The following is an 18255-nucleotide window of genomic DNA, read 5'->3' on the forward strand; positions in this document are numbered from 1 at the left end:
ACGAAATGCAGAAGCGCGACGCGAAGAAGGGCCTCGCTTCGCTGTGCATCGGCGGCGGCATGGGCGTGGCGCTGGCGGTGGAACGTCCGTAAGTCGGAAGTCGAGAGCAAGACCGGGAAGGGCCAGCGGGCGGCACGGAGATCGCCGTCCGCATAACGAAAATGGAGTGAGGAATGGCGAAGCGTATAGCGTATGTAACGGGCGGGATGGGCGGCATCGGCACCAGCATTTGCCAGCGCCTGCTCAAGGATGGCTTCACGGTCGTCGCGGGCTGCGGCCCGAACTCGCCGCGCCGGGTGAAATGGCTCGAAGACCAGAAGGCGCTCGGTTTCGACTTCGTCGCCTCGGAAGGTAACGTCGGCGACTGGGAATCGACCAAGAATGCGTTCGACAAGGTCAAGGCCGAAGTCGGCGAGATCGACGTGCTGGTGAACAACGCCGGCATCACGCGCGACGTCGTGTTCCGCAAGATGACGCACGAAGACTGGACGGCCGTCATCGACACCAACCTGACGAGCCTCTTCAACGTGACGAAGCAGGTCATCGACGGCATGGTCGAACGCGGCTGGGGCCGCATCATCAACATTTCGTCGGTGAATGGTCAGAAGGGCCAGTTTGGCCAGACCAACTACTCGACCGCCAAGGCCGGCATTCACGGCTTCACGATGGCGCTCGCGCAGGAAGTGGCGACCAAGGGCGTGACGGTCAACACCGTGTCGCCGGGCTATATCGGCACGGACATGGTGAAGTCGATCCGTCCGGAAGTGCTGGAGAAGATCGTCGCGACCATTCCGGTGCGGCGTCTCGGCACGCCGGATGAGATCGGTTCGATCTGCGCATGGCTGGCGTCCGAGGAATCGGGCTTCTCGACCGGCGCGGACTTCTCGCTCAACGGCGGCTTGCATATGGGCTGACGGGCGGAGGCTTCCCGCGACGCACCCGAGTGCGCGCGGGAAGCCTCCACTCGCCGGATTTTTCAACGATGCGGCGAACACGCAGCAGCGCTTTTTTGCGACAACGCAAGACCTGCTTGCTGCCATCGCAGTAAAGTTTTGCGTTTAAAGGCGTTAAATGACCACCACTACTACTACAAAGAAATCCGCCGAACGACTCATCAAAAAATATCCAAACCGTCGGCTGTATGACACGGAAACGAGCACCTACATCACATTGTCGGACGTGAAGCAGCTCGTGCTCGATCAGGAAGACTTCAAGGTGCTCGACGCGAAGTCCAACGACGACCTCACGCGCAGCATCCTCCTGCAGATCATTCTCGAAGAGGAAAGCGGCGGCCTGCCGATGTTCTCGTCGGTGATGCTCTCGCAGATCATCCGCTTCTACGGCCACGCGATGCAGGGCATGATGGGCACGTACCTGGAAAAGAACATCCAGGCGTTCATCGACATTCAGCAGAAGCTTTCCGAGCAGAGCAAGGGCATCTACGACGGCAACGCGCTGAATCCGGAAGTCTGGTCGCAGTTCATGAACATGCAGGCGCCGATGATGCAGGGCATGATGACCAGCTACATCGAGCAGTCGAAGAACATGTTCGTGCAGATGCAGGAACAGATGCAGTCGCAAGCGAAGTCGATGTTCAACACGTTTCCGTTTCCGACGCCCACGGGGCCGGGGACGGAGAAGAAGTAAGGGTTTCGAAGCGCGCGTGCGGGCGTCGGAGCGCAAAGCTTCCGGCGTGTCTCGGCGTGCGCTCGTCGGGGCGCGCTCGGATGGGGCGCTAGCGGTTGATGTGGCCGGATGATCACGGGCTCCGATCGAGCCATTCTACCGACTCGGGCGAGGATCGCGCGATCCGTTGCGAGTTGACCTGCGACCGAAAATCTTCAAACGCCCGCAGCGTCAAGATCCATGCGGGAGACGGCGCGCGTATGCCTGATCGTCGTTGTCAATCTTCAATGCTTCTCTTGTGACCGTCGGATTCGTCTGGCCGCGCGCCGGCTTTATCGCCGATCCGAATTCCTCTCTGTCCTCGCGTTGATGTAGCGACTGGCTCGGTAGACGTCACGTCGCGCCTCTCTTGTCAAAGCTTTCGGGGCTGTCCTCGAGTTTTAGCCGCTTTTCGGAATCTGTCGCTTCTAAAGCGTATAGGGCCCATCTATATTTGCGACCAGCAAAGAAGCGTTGAACCTTGCCGCGTGGGAAGTTGGTTCGGCGCAATCGACGCACTGAGCCACTGATTCAAGTGCCCTCGAGGCCTTTTCGCCCAAGAAAAGGCTGAACATCGAACAACCACAAAAATGTTTCAACTCTCTATTCCGCGCTTTATGGAAGCGCTTCGCGTCGGTTCGATCAGGCGGCGCGCACTCGCGTGCCTGCTCGTTCCGGCAGTTTTGGCCGGATGCGGCGGCGGTGACGGTTCTTCCGCACCTGCGTCAACAGCCAAGTCGGCCGAAACCACGCAACCGCCGGCCGCAACTGCTCGGGCAATGCTTGCTGCAACCGCCGGCCTCACGGTCAACGGCTTCACGCCGTCAGTCGCTGTGCCGGGCGATACCATCACAATAACGGGGAGTGGCTTCACGAAGGCCACGCGGGTCGTATGGCGCGGCGGGCAGTTCTATCTTCAGGTTAATTCGGCTAACGAGATTACATTCCAGGTGCCGACGCTGGGTAACGGGGAAGACTGGAGCGGAACTCTGATGCTGTTGCGTGAAGATGGCGCGCAAGTGACCACGACTACCACGCTGACAGTGCAGGCGTTACCGTTGCCGACTTCGCTTTCCGCGACCAATGCGCGTGAAGGTGACGAAGTGCGGATCGACGGCAAGTTCCTCATTCCCACGCTCGTCAAGTCATTGATGATGGGCGACAGGGAATTCCTGCCGAGCCGGGGGAACGGCACTTCGCTTTGGTTCAACGTGCCGAAGGGTGCGCCGAGCGGATCGGTCGTGGTGCTGGATTGGAAAGGACACAAGATTTCCGCCGGCACGCTCAACGTGATTCCGCCGTCGCCTTCGATCGAGTTCGCGAGCGTGCAGTTGTCGCAGGGCCCGCTTTTCTCAGTGAGCGACCCCGTCGCCGATCCGAATCTCCGTCTGGTGTCGCAACGCGACCTTCTGGTTCGCGTGCGCCTGAAGCCGGCGGCGTCGCTGGGGCAGATCAATCCCGACGTAGAAATGGCTTTCATGAATGAAAAGAAGACTTGGCAGGCCGTCCGGATGCAAGGGCCGGGCGCGTTGAGCACGAACGCCATCGCCGAGAACGACATCGCCAATAGTTACACGTATACGATTCCGGCGGAGTGGCTCGACAAAGGCTTTCGCTTCCAGATTCGGGCGGCGGACAACCGCTATCCGGATGCGACCAAAATCTTCTCGTATCAGCCGCCGGCGGCGGCGCTCGGGGGCGGCACTTACGTGCGCATGCACCTCGTGCCTGTCGTCACGCCGAATGGAGCGAAAGGTAAGATCGATGTTGATTTCTTCAAGAAGGCACTGATGGCGGCGTATCCGCTCTCGGCGGTCGATGTGGTTGTCGAGCCGGAGATCAAATGGGCGACGACCGCCTATTCCAATGATGACATTCTTGGCTTGCTGTACGACATCAATTCGCGACGCGCCAGTTCGCAGCCGAACAACTACGATTTTTATTATGGTGTGGTGCCCTGCGGTTGCACGTCAGTGGCTTTTGCACCCGGACGCGCCGGCGTCATCCCGGATTCGGGGTATTACACGAAGGAGGGTCCGATGCAGGTGAGCATCCACGAAATCGGGCACAGCTTCGGTCGGATGCACACGTGGGACGACGAGGCTTCCCCGTATAAGAGTGGCAACGCGATCGGCGTCGGACCGTGGCTACCGGAAGTGACAGCTGATCTCGCGCAGTCGTTCATCAATCCCGCGACGCGTTACGACATCATGTCCTACAACGTTCCGAACGATTCGGTTTCAGCATACACATATGCAGGCGTCTACAAATATGTGGAGCAGAATCTGCCTCTGTCTGCACGGCCGAAACTGCTGCGTGCGAGCGCGCCGGCTGGCACCGCGTTGCGTCTTGCGGGCGTGCTGAACGAAAATGCCGGCACGGTCAAGTTGAATGCTGCGATGCGCGTGAGCGGAACACCGGACACTGTGGTACTGGCGGGCGACGCCCAACTGGCCAACGACGACTATGTCATCGAACTCGAAACCGGCAACGGAACCTATCGCTATCCGTTGCAGCCGGTCAAGATCGTGATGGAGCAGGTCAGCAGTTCGCTCGCGGGCTTCGAATTGAAGATTCCCGTGGTCGATAAGATCATTCGTACGCGCGTCTTGCGCGGCAAGGCGGTTCTTCTCGATCAGCCGGGTATGCCGTCCAACTAACCGAGCGATGCGGTCAGGTTTTTGGCCGCGACTCATCTGAAATGCCTCGCAGGCCTCATGCCGCGAGGCATTTTTTGTTGGTCGAGCGGTTCTTCGCGCTAATTCGCCCTCGTCGTGGACGAGCGGCGGATGTTCGTCGCGGGTCGGGTAAAATGTTAGATTCGCCTATTTCCGCGGTGCTCGCGTTCGACCCGCGCGGCTTTTCCGGATGTCTCAGTGAGTACTTCTTTGAAATCAAGCACCAACACGTCGGCGCCGCGTATCGGCATGGTCTCCCTTGGCTGCCCGAAAGCGCTCGTCGATTCCGAGCAGATCATGACCCAGTTGCGCGCCGAAGGTTACGAAATCTCCGGCACGTATGACGGCGCGGACCTCGTCGTCGTCAACACCTGCGGCTTCATCGACGAAGCCGTGCAGGAAAGCCTCGACGCCATCGGCGAAGCGCTGAGCGAGAACGGCAAGGTCATCGTCACCGGCTGTCTCGGGGCGAAAAAGAGCGCGAGCGGCTCAGGCCTCATCGAGGAAGTGCATCCGAAAGTGCTCGCCGTGACCGGCCCGCACGCGACCAACGAAGTCATGAACGCGGTGCACGCGCACCTGCCGAAGCCGCACGACCCGTTCACGGACCTCGTGCCGCCCGCGGGCATCAAGCTCACGCCGCGTCACTACGCTTACCTCAAGATTTCCGAAGGCTGCAATCACCGCTGCACGTTCTGCATCATCCCGTCGATGCGCGGCGACCTCGTTTCGCGCCCCGTCGCGGAAGTCATGCTCGAAGCCGAGAATCTGTTCAAGTCCGGCGTGAAGGAACTGCTCGTGATTTCGCAGGACACGAGCGCCTACGGCGTGGACGTGAAGTACCGCACCGGTTTCTGGAACGGCAAGCCGCTCAAGACGCGCATGACCGACCTCGTCGGCGCGCTCGGTGAACTCGCCGCACAATACGGCGCGTGGGTGCGCCTGCATTATGTGTATCCGTATCCGAGCGTCGATGAAGTCATTCCGATGATGGCCGAAGGTCCGCTCAAGGGCCACGTGCTGCCGTACCTCGACGTGCCGTTCCAGCACGCGCATCCCGAAGTGCTAAAGCGCATGAAACGCCCGGCCAACGCTGAAAAGGTGCTCGAGCGCGTGAAGATCTGGCGCGAGATCTGTCCGGATCTGACCATCCGCAGCACGTTCATCGCGGGCTTTCCCGGCGAAACGGAAGAGCAGTTTCAGACCTTGCTCGACTTCATCAGGGAAGCGGACCTGGATCGCGTCGGCTGCTTCGCGTATTCGCCTGTCGAAGGCGCGACCGCGAATGAACTCGACGGCGCATTGCCCGACGAGGTCCGCGAGGAACGCCGCGCGCGTTTCATGGAGCTCGCGGAGGAACTGTCGGCCAAACGCATGAAAAAGAAGGTCGGCAAGACGCTGAAAGTGCTCGTCGATGAAGTCAGCACGGACGGCGGCGTCGGCCGCACGGCGGCGGACGCGCCGGAAATCGACGGCGTCGTGTACATCGCGCCCGCGACCAAGGCTTCGAAGCGCTACAAGGCCGGCGACTTCGTCTCGGTGAAGATCACCGGCGCCGACGGCCACGATCTCTGGGGCGAGGTGTAAGCACATGCCAGCGATGCCGCACGTTCTCGCGCTCGGCGAGGCGATGGTCGAATTCAATCAGTCGACGCGCGATCAGCCGAACTATCTGCAGGGCTTCGGCGGCGACGTTTCCAACTTCCTGATCGCGGCGTCGAGACAGGGCGCGTCGACCGGCTTCGTATCGGCGGTCGGCAACGATCACTTCGGGCAACTGCTGCTCGATCTGTGGCGCGCCGAAAACGTCGATACCTCGACCGTGCGCGTCGATCATGACGCGCCCACCGGCGTCTATTTCGTGTCGCACGGCGAGAACGGGCATCGCTTCGACTATCTGCGCGCGGGCTCGGCCGCGAGCCGCTACGCGTCGTCGCAACTGCCGCTCGACGCCATCGCCGCTGCGAAGGTCGTGCATCTGTCCGGCATCAGTCTGGCGATCGGCGTATCCGCGTGCGATGCCGCGCTCGCCGCGATCGATCACGCGCACGCACACGGCGTGAAGGTCAGTTTCGACACGAACCTGCGTCTGAAGCTGTGGCCGCTCGCGCGCGCCCGCGCCGTGATGCTCGAAGCGATCCGTTCGACCGACATCTGTCTGCCGAGCTGGGACGACGTCACCTTGCTTACCGGCCACGACGACAAGGACGCGATCGTCGACGCACTTCTCGAACTCGGTCCGAAGATCGTCGCGTTGAAGCTCGGCCGCGAGGGCGCGTATATCGCGACGCCGGACGAGCGACGCGTGGTGCCGGGCCGCGTCGTGCAGGCGGTCGATGCGACCGGCGCGGGCGACTGCTTCGGCGGCGCGTTCATTGCGCGCATCGTCGCAGGCGATGATCCTTTTGAAGCCGCGCGGTACGCGAACGTCGCGGCGGCTTTATCGACGCAAGGCTTCGGCGCCGTCGCGCCGATTCCGGCCAAGGCAACGGTGGAACGAGCGCTCGCCGGATAACGCGTCGATAATCGAACCGATGAACATAACTAGCGGAGACGACGACATGCAACGTGAAGTAGTGGTGGTAAGCGGTGTGCGCACGGCCATCGGCGATTTTGGCGGTTCGCTCAAGGACTTCGCTCCGACCGACCTAGGCGCGCGCGTGGTGCGCGAAGCGCTGTCGCGCGCGAACGTCTCGGGCGACGAAGTCGGCCATGTCGTGTTCGGCAACGTGATCCATACCGAGCCGCGCGACATGTATCTCGCGCGCGTCGCGGCGCTGGACGGCGGCGTCACGCAGCACGCGCCCGCGCTCACGGTGAACCGCTTGTGCGGCTCGGGCCTGCAGGCGATCGTTTCGGCGGCGCAATCCATTCTGCTGGGCGATGCGGATGTCGCGATCGGCGGCGGCGCGGAAAGCATGAGCCGCGCGCCATACATCATGCCGGCGGCGCGTTTCGGCCAGCGCATGGGCGACACTCGCATCGTCGACATGATGGTGGGCGCGCTCAACGATCCGTTCGACAAGATTCACATGGGCGTGACGGCCGAGAACGTCGCGCAGAAGTTCGGCATCACGCGCGAGATGCAGGACGCGCTCGCGCTCGAATCGCACCGGCGCGCGGCGAAGGCGATCGAAGCCGGCTACTTCAAGGAACAGATTCTGCCGATCACGCTCGCTTCGAAGAAGGGCGACACCGTGTTCGACCGCGACGAGCACGTGCGCATGAACGCCACGGCCGACGATTTCGCCAAGCTGAAACCCGTGTTCGCGAAGGAAAACGGCACGGTGACGGCGGGCAACGCGTCCGGCCTCAACGACGCGGCCGCAGCCGTCGTGCTGATGGAGCGCAGCGCCGCCGAAAAGCGCGGCGCCAGGCCGCTCGCGCGTCTGGTGGCCTACGCGCATGCGGGCGTCGATCCGAAGATCATGGGTATCGGCCCGGTTCCCGCGACGCAGAAGGTGCTGGAGCGCGCGGGCCTCACCGTCAACGATCTCGACGTGATCGAGGCCAACGAGGCGTTCGCCGCGCAGGCGTGCGCCGTATCGCAGGAACTGAAGCTCGATCCCGCCAAGGTCAACCCGAACGGCTCCGGCATTTCGCTCGGCCATCCGATCGGCGCGACCGGCGCGCTCATCACCGTGAAGGCGCTGTACGAGCTGCAGCGCATCGGCGGGCGTTACGCGCTCGTGACGATGTGCATCGGCGGCGGGCAGGGCATCGCGGCGATTTTCGAGCGCATTTGAAGGACTGAAGGATGATGCAAAGCACGAAGGGACCGCGAAGCATGGCGGTCTTGTCGATGACCGCGGCGCTGCTCGCGCTCGCGGGCTGCAACTCGCCGATGCCGCCGGGTTCGTCCGGCGCCGCCGGCGTGCTCGCACCCGACCAGCGCGAGCCGACCGGCGCCGACGCGCATGGCGCGCAGGCGGCCATCAAGGAACTCGCGCTGCCGCCCGCGAAGCCGCTGACGCCGAATCCGGAATACGCGCGTTTTCCGCGCTATGTCGGCACGCTCGGCGACCGGCAGATCGAGATGAAGCTCGGTGCGAAAACCGACGAGCCATCCGGCGTGCACGGCGAATACACGTTCGTCGGCAGCCCGGCCGTGATTCTGGTCGCGGGCGACCGCGACGGCGATACGCTCGAGATCGAGGAATCGAACGACGGCACGCATATCACGGGCAACTGGATCGGCAAGTTCGCGCCGGACGGCAGCGTGTCCGGCGAGCGCATGAACCCGGACGATTCGAACCCGCAGCCCTTCGATCTGCGTCCCGCGGCGGCGGGCGCGAAACTGCCGCCGCCTTCGGCCACGGGCGCGGCCAGGAGTCAGGCGACGCCCACTGCGCCGTCGCTCGAGCCGGCCTCGCCCGCGCCGCCGAAGAATTCGGTCGGTGGCACGAGCAACGTCATCATCGGCGAGTAGCCAGTCCCGTCTCACGCCGCCGGCCGTTTCGGCGGCGGCTTTTTCTTTCCGTTTTGCACCTGAGCCATGACTGATCCCAAGAACCAGGACCGCGACCTGCAAACCCGCATCGTGCAGCCGGAAGATCGCATCACGCCCGGCTTCGAGTCGTTTTCGGTGCCGGTCGCGCGGGCGTCGACGGTCGTGTTTCCCGATCTCGCGACCATGCGCGCGCTCGTTTGGCACGACGATTCCAAATGGCGCTACGGCCTGCACGGGACGCCGACGACCATCGCGCTCGCGCAGCGCCTGGCCGCGATCGAAGGCGGCGAATACGCGCTGTTGCAGCCGTCCGGGCTCGCGGCGATTTCCAATGTGTACTTCGGTCTGGTGACGGCGGGCGATCACGTGCTCGTGCCGGACAACGCCTACGGGCCGAATCGCGATCATGCGGACTGGCTCGCGCACGATTTCGGCATCGAAGTGACGTATTACGATCCGATGACCGGCGCTGGCATCGACGCGCTGATCCAGCCGAACACGAAGCTCATCTGGCTCGAAGCGCCCGGCTCGGTGACGATGGAAGTGCAGGACGTGCCGGCGATCGCCGCGGTGGCGCGCGCGCGGGGCATCGTCACGGCCATCGACAACACGTTTTCCGCGGGCCTCGCGTTCAAGCCGTTCGACCACGGCGTCGATATTTCCGTGCAGGCGCTGACGAAATATCAGTCCGGCGGCAGCGACATTCTGATGGGCGCGACCATCACGCGCAGCGAAGAACTGCACAAAAAGCTCAAGCTCGCGCGCATGCGGATGGGCATCGGTGTGTCGGCGGACGACGCGTCGCTCGTACTGCGCAGCCTGCCGTCGATGAAAACGCGCTACGAGGCGCACGATCGCACCGCGTTCGCACTCGCGCAGTGGCTCAAGGCGCGTCCTGAAGTGGCGGCGGTGCTTCATCCGGCGCTTGCGGATTGTCCCGGCCACGCGTTCTACGAGCGTGATTTCAAAGGCGGCGCGGGCGGCTTGTTTTCGATCGTGTTCGACGAGCGCTACAGCGCCGCACAGGTCGATGCGTTCGTGGAAGCGCTGGAACTGTTCTCGATTGGCTGGAGCTGGGGCGGCGCGCACAGTCTCGCGATGCCGTACAACATCCGCTCGATGCGCACCGCGTCGCAGTGGCCGCACGAAGGCGTGCTGGTGCGTTTCTATATCGGCCTCGAAGCCGAAGAGGACTTGCGCGCGGACCTCGAGGCGGCGCTGGTCAAGGCCTTTGCCTGACAGTCGAACGGCGCCTCGATGGAGGCGCCGCTTTCACATCAGAACATCCGCAGCAGACCATCCAGCCCGACGAAATTGAACGCGACGCTCGCCGATTGCCGCACGACCGGCTTCGCGCGAAACGCCACCGACAACCCCGCTTCGGCCATCATCTTCAGATCGTTGGAACCGTCGCCCATGGCGATCGCGCGTTTCGGCTCGATGCCGATCTTCGCGCACGTCTCGACCAGCGTGCGCGCCTTCGCGTCCGCATCCACGATCTCGCCGACGACCTTGCCGGTCAGCTTGCCATCGACGATTTCGAGCGTGTTCGCGTACGCGTAATCGAGACCGAGCCGCGCTTTCAGTCGTTCGGTGAAAAACGTGAAGCCACCCGATACCAGCAGCGTTTTCATGCCCGCCGCGCGCGCGCCTTCGAGCATGCGTTCCGCACCCGGCGAAAGCTGCAGGCGCTCTTCATACACGCGTTCGAGCGCGCTCGCATCCAGACCTTTCAGCAGCGCGACGCGCCGCGTGAGGCTCTCCTTGAAATCCTTGATCTCGCCGCGCATCGACGCTTCCGTGATCGCCGCCACTTCGGCCTTCAGCCCGCAGAAATCCGCGATTTCGTCGATGCACTCGATCGTGATGAGCGTCGAGTCCATGTCCATCGCGACGAGGCCGAAATCGGCCAGCTTCGCACCCGGCTGGACGTACGCGTAATCGAGCGCGTGCGCGCCGCAGTAGGCGTCGATATCGGGGCGCTGGAGCGGGTCGGCGGCGAGCAGGCGCAGCAGCGTGTCATCGACGCGTTGCGTGTCTTTCGAGCGCGCGAGCGCCGCGAGCGGCCGCGAATGCGAATCGGAGATGGGGCTGGGACTTTGAATGACGAGGTTCATCGGAGGCGGAAATGCGTGAAGGCGGGAAACCGCCATTGTAAAGAACGTTCAATGTAAAGAATCGCTAGCGCTGCACGCGCGCCGGATCGACATCCCAGTAAGGCGGCTCGCCGAACCGCGCCGCCAAGAACTCGATGAACGCGAGCGTCTTCGGCGGCACGAACGCGCGGCTCGGATAGACCGCCCAGATCGCGACGGTCTGGGCGAGCGGGTAATCGTCGAGCACGGTGACGAGCTCGCCGCTCGCGATCAGCGGCGCGACGCTCCACATCGACTTCAGGCCGATGCCGATGCCCGCCGCAAGCGCGTCGCGGATCACTTCGCCGTTGTCGGTCACGAGCCGGCCGGAGACGCGCACGTCGATCACGCCGGTCGGCGTCACGAAGCTCCAGTCGCGCTGATCGGCGAGGATCACGCACTCGTGCTGCGCGAGATCGGCCGGATGGCGCGGCGTGCCGTGCGCGGCCAGATACGCGGGCGACGCGCACAGCACGCGGCGATTGCTCGCGAGCTTCCTTGCGATGAGCGTCGAGTCCTTCAGCGCGCCGATGCGGATCGCGAGGTCGATGCCTTCGTCGACGAGATCGACGATCTGATCGGTCATGCGCAGATCGACGGTCACGCCCGGATACTCGCGTAAAAACGTCGGAATCAGCGGCGAAATGTGCTGCCGGCCGAGCGACGAGGGCATGGTCACGCGCAGTCGCCCGTGCGGATGCTCGCGCGCGCGTCCGACCGAGGCGCGCGCGGCTTCGGCGGCGTCGAGCAGTTCGCGCGCGTGCGCCGCGAAAATCTCGCCTTCCTGCGTGACGGAAACGCGCCGCGTCGTGCGATGCAGCAAGCGCGCGCCGAGCATGCGCTCCAGCGCGGCGATGCGCGCGCTCGCCACCGCCGGCGACAGGCCGAACTCGCGCGCCGCCGACGACAGATTCGCGAGCGCCGCCGCGCGCACGAACAGGCCGACATCGAGCAGATCGAGCCGCTCGCGCGGGGCGTCGCTCGCCGAAGGATCGGTTGCCATTCGATGGATTTTCCGAAAAATGTTTCAGCGATTATGGCGGTTTTCGAGAGAGCGAAGGCGTTCTAAGATCGAAGCCAGTCCACTCACCACGGAGCAGAAAATGAAAGCCATCGGTCTGACGCGCTACCTTCCCATCTCCAATCCCGAATCCCTCGTCGATATCGAACTCGACAAGCCGACGCCCGCCGGCCGCGACCTGCTCGTGAAGATCGAGGCGATCGCCGTCAACCCCGTCGACACGAAAGTGCGCGCGCCGAAGGACAAGATCGAGGCGACGCCGCGCGTGCTCGGCTGGGACGCGGCGGGCGTCGTCGAGGCGGTGGGTTCCGAGGTGACGCTCTTCAAGGTCGGCGACCCGGTCTATTACGCGGGCGACATCACGCGGCAGGGCGCGAATAGCGAATTCCACCTGATCGACGAGCGCATCGTCGGCGCGAAGCCGAAGTCGCTCGATTTCACCTGTGCCGCGGCGCTGCCGCTCACGACCATCACCGCGTGGGAGGCGCTGTTCGACCGCCTGCGCGTGTCGGCGGAAGGCAAGGACGCGGGCAAGTCGGTGCTGATCATCGGCGGGGCGGGCGGCGTCGGCTCGATCGGCATTCAGCTCGCCAAGCGCGTCGCGAAGCTCCAGGTGATCGCCACCGCGTCGCGGCCGGAATCGGCCAAATGGGTGGAGGACCTCGGCGCGGATCACATCGTCGATCACTTCGGGGACATTCCGGAGCAGATGAAGGCGATCGGCTTCCCGCAAGTCGATTACGTGCTGATCTTCAACGACACCGACAAGCACTTCCCGGCCGCCGCCGAAGTCATCAAGCCGCAAGGCGGCATTGCGACGATCGTCGAGAACGCGAAGCCGGTCGCCGTCGAATTACTGAAATCGAAGAGCGCGGCGTTTCACTGGGAGTTCATGTTCACGCGCGCGATGTTCAAGACGCCCGACATGATCGAGCAGCACAAGCTGCTGTCCGAAGTGGCGCGGCTGATCGACGCAGGCACGCTGCGCACGACCATCGGCCGGGATCTCGGCAAGATCAATGCGGCGAATCTGCGCGAGGCGCATCGGCTGCTGGAAGAAGGGCGTACGGTCGGCAAGCTGGTGCTGACCGGCTTCTGAGCGCGCCTTGACGAACGTCATCCGCTTTGCCGCGCGCCGGGTTTTCCACTAGCATGACTCTGCGGGCGGGGCGCTAGACTGGCCTCCGGCCTATGGGTTTCAACCCGCAATCCGGCGCGCTTTTCCGGCGCCGGACTTTCCCAAGCGCTTGATACGGAGGTGGCGGCATGAATCGTCGTTTGATCGTTCGTCGCATCGTTTCCGTCGCCGCGTTAGCAATCGCCGCGACCGCGCACGCGACCCCAGGCATCAAGGTTCTCTCCGAAGCGCCCAATGACGGCCCCATCAAATACACGGTGAAGATGGCGTCGAAGAGCTTCGGCAACGAACAGGAAACGCGCACCATCCGCTCCGGCCAGACCGACGACTTCACCTGGCAGGGTAGCGCACCCAACGGCGCGCAGGCCGTGCCGGACGCTTGCCCGGGAGCGGCGTCGGTGCCGAAGAGCGCGGACGGCGCGGCGGTGCGGCAGGTGCAGATCCGATTCGCGCCGGTCGTCGGCGACAACGGCACGGCCAACGTGCAGATCAGCTTCCGCGCGTATGCGCCGAAGGGCACGAGCAAAGTGTCCGTGGGCGGCAAGAGCCTGCAATGTCCGGTCGATAACCGCGTCAGTCAGATCGTCCGTTTCTCGATGCCGACCTCGACCGGCTCGAAGAAAACCGTCACGCTCGATGACGGCACGCAATTGACCGTCACCGCCAGCCGCAAATAAACAGAGCTGCTCGAGAACGCGCCAGGTAACATCGGCGCGTTTCTTCGATCATTGGTGCGCAACTAACGGTCTATTTTTAAACCATCCACGCGCCAAACACCCATTTCTCTGGCAGGTGAAGATCAGTAAAGCTTACAGATCGATGCCATCGCCAGGCCGATAAGCCGGCACCCGCGTCCAGACGCAGCGCGCATCGATTGCTCGGGCGATTCTTGGCACGCTTCGTGCGATTCCTGTCCGTGTCGCGCTGAATTCGCGCGCAGGACGCGCTTCGAGGCTCGCCACGAGCGAATTCAAAGCGCTTTCATCGACTCGATCCGACAGCCAAGGTGCCGCGATGCCGCACATGATCTGGAAGGGCGCGATCAGCTTCGGGCTGGTTCACGTGCCCGTGCAACTCTATCCCGCGACGCAGTCGGAGAAGGTCGGCTTCAACCTGCTCGACAAGCGCTCGATGGACCCCATCGGCTACAAGCAGATCAACAAGAACACGGGCAAGGAAGTCACGCGCGACAACATCGTGCGCGGCTTCGAGTACGAGAAGGGCAAGTATGTCGTCATGACCGACGCCGAGATTCGCGCGGCCAATCCGGAATCGACGCAGACGGTCGATATTCTGGCCTTCGTGGATGCGCCCGAAATCTCCTTTCTCTCGCTCGATACGCCTTACTATCTCGCGCCCGATCGCAAGGGCGAAAAGGTCTATGCGCTGCTGCGCGATGCGTTGAAAGATACCGGCAAGGTAGGCATTGCGAGCGTCGTGCTGCACAACAAGCAGCATCTGGCCGCGCTGATTCCGGTTGGTCCGGCGCTCGCGCTCAACACCTTGCGCTGGGGCGATGAAGTGCGCAACTTCGACGAGTTCAAATTCCCCGACGAGAACACGAAGAAGGCCGGCGTCACGCCGAAGGAACTGGAGATGGCGAAGCGGCTCATCGACGACATGAGCGACACGTGGGACCCGACCAGGTATCACGACACCTTCAAGGACGACATCATGGCGCTCGTCGACAAAAAGGTGAAGGAAGGCAAGGTCGCCGAAGTGATGAAGGTCGACGAAAGCGGCGAGCACAAGGCTTCGGCCGACATCCTCGATTTGTCGGAACTGCTCAAGCGCAGTCTGAAGAAGGGCGGCGCCGCGCCGGCCAAACGCAGCAAGGCGGCGCAATCCGCGAGCGGAAACTCCGGCGAGGAAGCCGCCCGCCCTGCGCGCAAGACCACGCGTCGCAAGCGCGCGTAGGCACGTGACCCTGGAAGCACACCACGATGGCTCGGAAACTCGAAACCTATCAAAAGATGCGGCGCTTCGACAAAACGCCGGAACCTTCCGGTGCGCCGAAGCGCGCAGCGCGCGCGAAAAAAAACGCGCAGCACGCGTTGTCCTTCGTGATTCAGGAGCATGACGCGCGTCGCCTGCATTACGACTTCCGTCTCGAACTCGACGGCGCGCTCAAGTCCTGGGCGGTGCCGAAGGGGCCGAGCCTCGATCCGTCGGTGAAGCGGCTCGCCGTGCATGTCGAGGATCATCCGCTCGACTATGGTTCGTTCGAAGGCGAGATTCCCGAGGGCAACTACGGCGCGGGCAGCGTCATCGTGTGGGATCGCGGGACGTGGGCGCCGCAGTCGGGAACCGTGGAGGAGGCGCAGCGCGAGTACGAAAAGGGCAAGCTCAAGTTCACGCTCGATGGCGAAAAGCTGCACGGCGGCTGGACGCTCGTGAAGAGTCACATGCGCGGCAGCGGCGACAAGGAGCAGTGGCTGCTCATCAAGGAGCGCGACGACGAAGCGCGTCCCGAAGCCGAATACGACGTCCTGCTGAAAAAGCCGGGCAGCGTGATGTCGGATTCGCTCGGCGCGCGGGCCAAGGACGGCACGGTGCGCGAACGCGGCGAGCGCAAGACGACGCCGAAGAAAGCCACGTCGCGCAAGACGGCGGCGAAGCAGGCGGACGGCCACGCGCATCCGGATATCGTCGCGAATCGCAGCGCCGAATCGTTGCGCGCGCTGTCGCACGATCCGGCGATCGAAGGCGCGACGAAGGCGAAGCTGCCCGCGACCTTCAAGCCGCAACTCGCGACGCTCGTCGACGTCGCGCCGCCAGGAGACGATTGGGCATACGAAATAAAATTCGATGGCTATCGCGTGCTCGCACGCATCGAGACGGTCGGCGCCAAGCACCGGATCTCGATCTGGACGCGCAACGGCAACGACTGGACCGCAAAATTCGAGAAACAGGTGAAGGCACTCGACAAGCTCGACATAGAAGACGCGTGGCTGGACGGCGAAGCGGTCGTGCTCGATGAACGCGGGCTGCCGGATTTTCAGGCGCTGCAAAATGCTTTCGACGTGGGCCGTGCGCAAGACATCGTCGTTTATTTTTTCGACGTGCCCTATCTGAACGGCTATGACCTGCGCCACGTGCCGCTCGTGCAGCGCCGCGCGATTTTGAAGGCGCTGATCGAGCCAATCGACGATCCCGTGCTGCGCTATTCGCAGGACTTCGCCTTTCACGCCGACGAGCTGCTCAAGAGCGCCTGCGACATGGCGCTCGAAGGGATCATCGGCAAGCGTATCGACAGCACGTACGTGTCGGGGCGCAGCAACTCGTGGATCAAGCTCAAGTGCCGTCGCAGGCAGGAGTTCGTGATCGGCGGCTACTCCGAACCCTCGGGCAGCCGCGGACAGTTCGGCGCGCTGCTGCTCGGCGTGTATGACAGCCACGGCAAGCTGCAATATGCGGGGCGCGTGGGCACAGGTTTCGATCAGGCGATGCTCCTAGTGGTGAAAAAGGAACTCGACCGCCGCGAAACGAAGACCATGCCCTTCGCGAGCGAGCCGCAGGAACGCAGCCGTACGCCCGTGCATTGGGTGAAGCCCGAACTCGTGGCCGAGTGCAATTTCGCGGAATGGACCAAGGAGCGCATCGTGCGACAAGCATCGTTCGTCAGTCTGCGTGACGACAAACCCGCGCGGCAGATCGTCAGGGAAGAGCCGGTGTCGGCGAAGAAGGTTGCTGCCAAAACCGCCGCAAGGAAAGCCACCAACGCGAAATCCAAAGCTGTTTCAACCGAAATCGAAGGCGTGAAGATCAGCCATCCGGAGCGCGTGATCGACAAATCCACGGGACTGCGCAAGATCGATGTCGTCGAATACTACGCGTCGGTCGCCGAATGGATGTTGCCGCATTTGCAGGACCGTCCCGTGTCGCTCGTGCGCGCGCCGGAAGACATCGGCGGCGAGCTGTTCTTCCAGAAGCACAGCGCGAAGCTCGCGATCCCGCACATCACGCAACATCCCGATATCGATCCGGGACATCCGCCGCTGCTCACGATCGAGTCGGCGCAAGCGCTCGTCGGCACCGCGCAGATGGGCACGATCGAGCTGCACACGTGGAACGCGCTTGCATCGAACATCGAAAAGCCGGATCGCATGGTGTTCGATCTCGACCCCGGCGAAGGCGTCGGCTGGGAACGCATGGTCGAGGCGGCGAAGCTAACGCGCGAGCTGCTCGACGAACTCGGCCTTGTTTCGTTCTGCAAGACGAGTGGCGGAAAAGGCTTCCATGTGATCGTGCCGCTGGTGAAGCAGGCAGGCTGGGACGAGATGAAGGACTTCTCGCAAGCCGTCGCGCAGCACATGGCGAGCACGCTGCCCAAGCTCTTCTCCTCGAAGATGGGCATGCAGAATCGCAAGGGCAAGATCTTCATCGACTATCTGCGCAACAACCGTGGCTCGAGCACGGTCGCGGCATTTTCGTTGCGCGCGCGGCCGGGACTCGGCGCATCGGTGACCCTGTCTTGGGACGAACTCGATGACGTGCAGAGCGGCGATCAATGGAACATCGGCAACGTGCGCGAGCGGCTCGACGCGCTGAAGACCGATCCGTGGGCAGGCTACGACAAGGCGCGCAAGCGTCTCACGGCGGCCATGAAAAAGCGTCTGGGTATGAATGGCGCCAGCAAGTGACGATGCATACAGGGAGACGATGATGAAGCAAGCGAACACTGCGCCCGCGAGCGCACCCGAACGCGGACGCGAGATGTCGAGCAAGGACCACGGCACGCAAAAGCACGACGATGCCGCCAATGCACCCTTGCCGCACGAGGCGGATCAGAACGTCGAATCGCAGCATGAGCATGAGGCGCGCGATGTCGGCAAGCAGGCGCATGAGGACGTCGAGCGCGGTCTCGTCGATACCGATCGCAGGGGCGGTGACGACTATCAACGCGGGACGCAGCGCGACGACCACGTGAACGCGAACACGGGGGCGAAAGGAGGGCGCAAGCCCTGAACCGAACGGTGAAAACGGCGTTGCGGCATCGATGCGAAGCCGGCGGCGCGTGGCAGCGCGCAGGCCGCTTGCGTAGAATGGATCGTTGATCACGGGCAGGTCCGCCATGCAACGTTTGTCGCGCTATTTGTACCGATGCGCGCGGCGCGCGGCGCGCGTGAACCGGTAAGCCCTTCCGAATATCCGCATCGATCGCCCGC

Annotated in this window: 16 protein-coding genes; 14 read left to right on the forward strand and 2 right to left on the reverse strand. The window is 63.3% G+C overall.

What is annotated here, in order from left to right; genetic code table 11:
* The 9 genes from AWB79_RS38665 to AWB79_RS35345 all read left to right on the forward strand — a co-directional run.
* Window positions 1-92: hypothetical protein (locus AWB79_RS38665; protein WP_157695918.1), on the forward strand; the 92-nt coding region annotated here is incomplete at its 5' end.
* Between the two features lie 81 nt (window positions 93-173).
* Window positions 174-914: a 3-ketoacyl-ACP reductase gene (locus tag AWB79_RS35310; RefSeq protein ID WP_061172103.1), complete on the forward strand. Its 741-nt coding sequence runs from the start codon at window positions 174-176 to the stop codon at window positions 912-914.
* Between the two features lie 157 nt (window positions 915-1071).
* Window positions 1072-1647, forward strand: coding sequence for a polyhydroxyalkanoate synthesis repressor PhaR (gene phaR / locus AWB79_RS35315; RefSeq protein WP_061172104.1), 576 nt, complete (start codon window positions 1072-1074; stop codon window positions 1645-1647).
* Window positions 1648-2348: 701 nt separating this feature from the next.
* Window positions 2349-4325, forward strand: a complete 1977-nt coding sequence (locus tag AWB79_RS35320; RefSeq protein ID WP_198399162.1) for an IPT/TIG domain-containing protein — start codon at window positions 2349-2351, stop codon at window positions 4323-4325.
* Window positions 4326-4592: 267 nt separating this feature from the next.
* Window positions 4593-5930 (forward strand): 30S ribosomal protein S12 methylthiotransferase RimO, encoded by a 1338-nt coding sequence (gene rimO, locus AWB79_RS35325; protein ID WP_061172106.1) that lies wholly within the window; start codon window positions 4593-4595, stop codon window positions 5928-5930.
* A gap of 4 nt (window positions 5931-5934) precedes the next feature.
* Window positions 5935-6858, forward strand: a complete 924-nt coding sequence (locus AWB79_RS35330) for a sugar kinase (protein ID WP_061172107.1) — start codon at window positions 5935-5937, stop codon at window positions 6856-6858.
* A 46-nt stretch (window positions 6859-6904) separates the two neighbouring features.
* A complete protein-coding gene (gene bktB / locus AWB79_RS35335; protein ID WP_061172108.1) occupies window positions 6905-8089 on the forward strand; it encodes a beta-ketothiolase BktB in 1185 nt (394 codons plus the stop codon).
* An 11-nt stretch (window positions 8090-8100) separates the two neighbouring features.
* Window positions 8101-8772, forward strand: a complete 672-nt coding sequence (locus AWB79_RS35340; protein ID WP_061172109.1) for a hypothetical protein — start codon at window positions 8101-8103, stop codon at window positions 8770-8772.
* 66 nt (window positions 8773-8838) lie between these two features.
* Window positions 8839-10032, forward strand: a complete 1194-nt coding sequence (locus AWB79_RS35345) for a cystathionine beta-lyase (RefSeq protein WP_061172110.1) — start codon at window positions 8839-8841, stop codon at window positions 10030-10032.
* Between the two features lie 38 nt (window positions 10033-10070).
* Here the strand turns inward: AWB79_RS35345 and serB are convergent, their stop codons facing one another.
* Both serB and AWB79_RS35355 read right to left on the reverse strand, forming a co-directional pair.
* Window positions 10071-10910: a phosphoserine phosphatase SerB gene (gene serB, locus AWB79_RS35350; RefSeq protein WP_061172111.1), complete on the reverse strand. Its 840-nt coding sequence runs from the start codon at window positions 10908-10910 to the stop codon at window positions 10071-10073.
* A gap of 64 nt (window positions 10911-10974) precedes the next feature.
* Window positions 10975-11931: a LysR family transcriptional regulator gene (locus AWB79_RS35355; protein ID WP_061172112.1), complete on the reverse strand. Its 957-nt coding sequence runs from the start codon at window positions 11929-11931 to the stop codon at window positions 10975-10977.
* Window positions 11932-12031: 100 nt separating this feature from the next.
* Here AWB79_RS35355 and AWB79_RS35360 point away from each other — a divergent pair, with 100 nt between their 5' ends.
* The 5 genes from AWB79_RS35360 to AWB79_RS35385 all read left to right on the forward strand — a co-directional run bounded on the left by AWB79_RS35360 (window position 12032) and on the right by AWB79_RS35385 (window position 18055).
* A complete protein-coding gene (locus tag AWB79_RS35360) occupies window positions 12032-13048 on the forward strand; it encodes a zinc-binding alcohol dehydrogenase family protein (RefSeq protein WP_061172113.1) in 1017 nt (338 codons plus the stop codon).
* Between the two features lie 167 nt (window positions 13049-13215).
* The gene (locus AWB79_RS35365; protein WP_061172114.1) at window positions 13216-13764 is read left to right on the forward strand and encodes a DUF6013 family protein; all 549 of its coding nucleotides are present in this window, start codon (window positions 13216-13218) and stop codon (window positions 13762-13764) included.
* 337 nt (window positions 13765-14101) lie between these two features.
* Window positions 14102-15004 carry a non-homologous end joining protein Ku gene (gene ku / locus AWB79_RS35375; RefSeq protein ID WP_061172116.1) on the forward strand — a complete coding sequence of 301 codons (903 nt, stop codon included), beginning with the start codon at window positions 14102-14104 and terminating at the stop codon, window positions 15002-15004.
* Window positions 15005-15030: 26 nt separating this feature from the next.
* On the forward strand, window positions 15031-17730 hold the full coding sequence (gene ligD / locus AWB79_RS35380) for a DNA ligase D (protein WP_061172117.1): 2700 nt from the start codon (window positions 15031-15033) through the stop codon (window positions 17728-17730).
* Window positions 17731-17752: 22 nt separating this feature from the next.
* A complete protein-coding gene (locus AWB79_RS35385) occupies window positions 17753-18055 on the forward strand; it encodes a hypothetical protein (RefSeq protein ID WP_061172145.1) in 303 nt (100 codons plus the stop codon).
* The last annotated feature ends 200 nt before the right edge of the window (window positions 18056-18255 follow it).

Source organism: Caballeronia hypogeia (assembly GCF_001544875.2).
GTDB classification, from domain to species: domain Bacteria; phylum Pseudomonadota; class Gammaproteobacteria; order Burkholderiales; family Burkholderiaceae; genus Caballeronia; species Caballeronia hypogeia.